The sequence below is a fragment of the Allopontixanthobacter sp. genome, from assembly GCF_034376665.1.
Lineage (GTDB): Bacteria > Pseudomonadota > Alphaproteobacteria > Sphingomonadales > Sphingomonadaceae > Allopontixanthobacter.
The window spans coordinates 1-3,556 of the sequence record NZ_JAXMJI010000113.1 but is presented as its reverse complement, the minus strand read 5'-3'; the positions used below and the strand labels follow the sequence as shown (position 1 = coordinate 3,556).

Below are 3,556 nucleotides of genomic sequence, written 5' to 3'. Positions count from 1 at the left end.
TTGGCGATTTCCATGAAGAAATTCATGCCGATGCCGAAGAAGAACGACAGCCGCCCGGCGAAAGCGTCGATATCCAGCCCGGTGGCCATTGCCGATTTCACATATTCCTTGCCGTCGGCAATGGTGAAGGCGAGTTCCTGCACCGCAGTCGCCCCCGCTTCGTGCATGTGATAGCCGCTGATCGAAATGCTGTTGAACTGCGGCATGTGGGCCGAGGTGTAGGTGATGATGTCCGACACGATCCGCATGCTCGGCGCAGGCGGATAAATGTAGGTGTTGCGGACCATGAATTCCTTGAGGATGTCGTTCTGGATGGTGCCGGACAGTTTCTCCGTCGGCACCCCCTGCTCCTCGCCCGCGACGATGTAGAACGCGAGGATCGGGATCACCGCGCCGTTCATGGTCATGGAAACGGACATCGTATCGAGCGGGATCTGGTCGAACAGGATCTGCATATCCTCGACCGTGTCGATCGCCACGCCCGCCTTGCCAACATCGCCGACCACGCGCGGGTGATCGCTGTCATAACCGCGGTGAGTCGCCAGATCGAAGGCGACCGACAGGCCCTTCTGACCGGCGGCGAGGTTGCGGCGGTAGAAAGCGTTCGATTCCTCCGCAGTGGAAAAGCCCGCATATTGGCGGATCGTCCACGGGCGGCCGGCATACATGGTGGCCTTCACGCCGCGAGTGAACGGGGCAAAGCCGGGTAGCCCGGGGTCTGTTGCATCTTCCGCGGTGTAGAGCGGCAGAATCGGAAACCCTTCGGGCGTGTTCCAGGTCAGGTCGGCACCCTTGACCTCTTTATCGGCGAGGGACTTCCAGTCGTTCAAGGTGGGTTTGTCGGTCATTTAATATCCTGAAACCTGCTTCGTCATCCCAGCGCAGGCTGGGATCGCCTTGATGCTAGCGCGATGTTGAAACCGATCCCAGCTTGCGCTGGGAAGACGCAGCATCATTCACCCGAAAACTCCGCTTTCCGCTTCTGCAGGAAGGAAATCGCGCCTTCCACGGCATCCTTGCTGTCTCCGGCCCTCCGCTGGCCTCCCGCTTCATTGTGGAGCGCCCCGGCATAGCTTAATTCCAGCGCCTTCGCGATGTTCTGGCGCATTACGCCGAGCGCCAACGTCGGTCCCTTCGCCAGCCGCTGCGCCAGCGCCCGTGCTTCGGACAGCAAGTCGGAATCCTCGACGGTTCTGTAGATCAGGCCCCATTCCGCGGCCTTGTCGGCCGGGATTTTCTCACCCAGCAGCATCATTTCGGTGGCGCGCGCCTTGCCCACCAGGCGCGGCAGCATCCAGCTGGCACCGCCATCGGGCACCAGTCCGATATTGACGAAAGCCTGCAGGAAATAAGCGCTCTTGCCCGCGATCGCGAAATCGCTCGCGAGTGCGATGGAGCAGCCGATCCCGGCCGCTGGCCCGTTGACCGCGGTAACAATCGGCACCGGGCAGCGGGTAAATTCCATCATCAGCGGGTTGTAGCTGCGGGTGAGCGAATCGTAAGCCCCGCGCCCGCCGCCGATCGACTGGTCGCCGCGGCCCGCCAGATCAGCACCCGAACAGAACGCCCGCCCCGCACCGGTGATCAGGATCGCCCGCGCTTTGCCGGGAGCCGCCAGCACATCGCGAATCTCCACCGCCATGTCGGGCGGGCAGGCGTTCAGCCGCTCGGGCCGGTTGAGGGTGACTGTGGTGACGTCGTCCGCCGTTTCGACCAGGATGTGTTCGTAAGCCAAATCATAACCTTCCAGAATTCGTCATCCCAGCGAAAGCTGGGATCGCTATCAATCAATCACACCCAGGCAATCGGGTCCGGCCGAGCCCAACCCGGTCCCAGCTTTCGCTGGGATGACGGGGAAGTTCAATGCCCACCCTTAGGCGTTTCCATGATCTCGGTCAGCTGGCCCATCATATCCCCCGGATGGACGAAAAAGATCGGCGTCCCGTGCGCCCCGATGCGCGTTGGGCCGAGGATGCGTTTGCCTTGCCCTTCGAACCATGCCCGCGCCGCTTCGATATCGGGCACTTCGTAACACAGATGATGCTGCCCGCCCTGCGGGTTTCTGGCGAGGAACCCGGTCAGTGCCGTGTCACCCTGCAGAGGCTGGATCAGCTCGATCTGGGTGCCGTTCATGCCGGTTTCTGTGGGCGTATTCACGAACGCGACCAGCAAGTTCCGGTCCGCCAGTTCAAACGGCTCGACGATGGAGGTCGCCCCCATCACCTCGCGGTAGAATTTGAGACTGTCGGCCATGGACGGCGTGGCAACACCAATGTGGTTGAGGCGGCCTAGTTTCATGTCAGTCCTCACAGCGGAATATTGTCATGTTTCTTCCACGGGTTCTCAAGCACCTTCCCGCGCAGTTTCCGCAGGCCCACCGCGATCCGCCGCCTGGTTGAGTGCGGGTAGATGACATTGTCGATATACCCGCGGCTGGCGGCGACGAAGGGGTTGGCGAAGCGGTCTTCGTATTCCTTGGTCCGCTCGGCGATTTCTTCCTGGGTCTTGCCGCGGAAGATGATTTCCACCGCGCCCTTCGCGCCCATTACCGCGATTTCGGCAGTCGGCCAGGCGTAGTTCAAATCGCCGCGCAAATGTTTGGACGCCATGACGTCATACGCACCGCCATACGCTTTGCGGGTGATCACGGTGATCTTCGGCACGGTTGCCTCGGCATAGGCGAACAGCAATTTCGCGCCGTGTTTGATGATCCCGTTATGCTCCTGCGCAGTGCCGGGCAGGAAGCCGGGGACATCCACAAAGGTCAGGATCGGAATATCGAACGCATCGCAGAAGCGCACGAAACGCGCAGCTTTCTTGCTGGAATTAATGTCGAGACACCCCGCCAGCACCATCGGCTGGTTCGCCACCACGCCCACCGTGCGCCCTTCGATCCGCCCGAAGCCGCAGAGGATATTTCCGGCATGGGCCGGCTGAATCTCGAAAAAATCGCCTTCGTCCAGCACCTTGCGCAGCACTTCGTGCATGTCATAGGGCTGGTTGGCACTGTCCGGGATCAGCGTATCGAGGCTCATCTCGTCGCGGTCGAAGGGATCGTCGGTCGGCCGCTCGGGCACTTCCTCGCGGTTCGACAGCGGCAGGAAATCGACGAATTTGCGTGTCGCCAGCAGAGCTTCGATGTCGTTCTCGAACGCCAGATCGGCCACGCTGGTCCGGGTGGTATGCGTTACCGCGCCGCCGAGTTCCTCCTGCGTCACGACTTCATTGGTCACCGTCTTGACCACATCCGGCCCGGTGACGAACATGTAGGAGCTGTCCTTCACCATGAAGATGAAGTCCGTCATCGCCGGGGAATACACCGCTCCGCCCGCGCAGGGCCCCATGATCAGGCTGATCTGCGGCACCACGCCGCTCGCCAGCACATTGCGCTGGAACACGTCGGCATAGCCGCCAAGGCTGGCCACGCCTTCCTGAATCCGTGCTCCGCCGCTGTCGTTCATGCCGATCACCGGCGCGCCGACTTTCATCGCGTTTTCCAGCACCTTGCAGATCTTTTCCGCATGGCGTTTCGACAGGCTGCCGCCGAACACGGTGA

General features: G+C 61.5%; 4 protein-coding genes. All 4 read right to left on the bottom strand.

Translation table 11 applies throughout. The annotated features are described in order from the left end of the window. Nucleotides 1-848: methylmalonyl-CoA mutase family protein (locus U0988_RS12730; RefSeq protein WP_322293003.1), on the bottom strand; the 848-nt coding region annotated here is incomplete at its 3' end. A gap of 104 nt (nucleotides 849-952) precedes the next feature. Then, nucleotides 953-1,735: an enoyl-CoA hydratase-related protein gene (locus U0988_RS12725; protein ID WP_322293002.1), complete on the bottom strand. Its 783-nt coding sequence runs from the start codon at nucleotides 1,733-1,735 to the stop codon at nucleotides 953-955. 125 nt (nucleotides 1,736-1,860) lie between these two features. Beyond that, entirely contained in the window at nucleotides 1,861-2,298 is a 438-nt protein-coding gene (locus tag U0988_RS12720) for a VOC family protein (protein WP_322293001.1), read from the bottom strand. Between the two features lie 8 nt (nucleotides 2,299-2,306). Beyond that, nucleotides 2,307-3,556, bottom strand: a 1,250-nt coding sequence (locus U0988_RS12715) for an acyl-CoA carboxylase subunit beta (RefSeq protein ID WP_322293000.1), incomplete at its 5' end; no start/stop codon positions are given.